The sequence below is a fragment of the Pseudomonas petrae genome, from assembly GCF_021728295.1.
Taxonomy (GTDB): Bacteria; Pseudomonadota; Gammaproteobacteria; order Pseudomonadales; family Pseudomonadaceae; genus Aquipseudomonas; species Aquipseudomonas petrae.
Genome location: NZ_JAKJXE010000033.1, coordinates 1 through 1,243 on the forward strand (window position 1 = coordinate 1; position 1,243 = coordinate 1,243).

Annotated in this window: 1 protein-coding gene; it reads left to right on the forward strand. The window is 55.9% G+C overall.

The window, feature by feature from the left end; all coding sequences use genetic code 11:
* Window positions 1-15: 15 nt before the first annotated feature.
* Window positions 16-1,242: an IS256 family transposase gene (locus L4G42_RS25990; protein WP_237261402.1), complete on the forward strand. Its 1,227-nt coding sequence runs from the start codon at window positions 16-18 to the stop codon at window positions 1,240-1,242.
* Window position 1,243: the final 1 nt, after the last annotated feature.

Consider the following 1,243-nt stretch of genomic DNA (forward strand, 5'->3'; position numbering starts at 1 on the left):
AAAAAGAAACCTGCGCTGCGCGAGCTACCAAAAATCCCAAAAGAGCTGCTTGAGCAGTTCGGCGGCGGATTGATGACCGCTGAAGCCATCGAAGACGCCTCCGCGGCGTTCAAGAAGGCGCTAATCGAGCGAGCCCTCAATGCCGAGCTCGGTCATCATCTGGGCTATCCGCCGGGCGCGCAGCGCCCAGAGGATGAAACAAACCAGCGTAATGGCAAAAGCGGCAAGACGGTTTTAACGGGTGATGGCCCGATCCGGCTGGACATCCCCCGTGACCGGGACGGCAGTTTTTCGCCCATTCTGATCCCCAAGCACGAGCGCCGTTACACCGGTTTCGACGACAAGATCATCGCGATGTACGCCCGAGGAATGACCGTCAGAGAAATCCGTGCATTCCTCTCCGAGCAGTACAGTACGGAGGTTTCGCCTGACTTCATCAGCTCTGTCACCGACGAGGTCATGGCAGAGATCGGTGCGTGGCAACAGCGGCCTCTGGAGCCGATGTATCCGGTTATTTTCTTCGACGCCCTGCGGGTCAAAATCCGCGAAGAAGGACTGGTTCGCAACAAAGCGATCTACTTGGCTCTGGGTGTTCTACCTGACGGCACACGGGATATTCTCGGCATCTGGATCGAAAATACCGAAGGCGCGAAGTTCTGGATGAAGGTTTTCAACGACCTCAAAATACGTGGCGTTGAAGATGTACTCATCGCCGTTACTGATGGACTCAAGGGCATGCCGGAAGCTCTTGGCGCGGTCTTTCCAGCCACGACACTGCAAACCTGTATTGTTCATCTGATCCGTAACAGCCTTGATTACGTGGCGTGGGATAAGCGTCGCGAACTGGCCAAGGCGCTCAAGCCGATCTACCAGGCGGTCACCGCCGAAGCGGCCGAACAGGCGCTGGATGCGTTCGAAGCCGGGCCATGGGGCAAACAATATCCAACGGTAGTAGCTTCATGGCGGCGTGCGTGGGATCGCGTCATTCCATTTTTCGTTTTCCCGCCAGCGATCCGAAAGGTGATCTATACCACCAACGCCATCGAGAGCATCAACGCTCAGCTACGAAAGATCATCAAGACTCGCGGCCACTTCCCGACCGACGATGCGGCAACCAAACTGATCTGGCTTGGGCTGCGCAATATCACTGCAAACTGGGGCTCTGCAGCCCATGACTGGAAAAGTGCGATGAATCAATTTGCGATTCTGTACGGAGATCGATTTATCAGGCCGACCTGGTAAA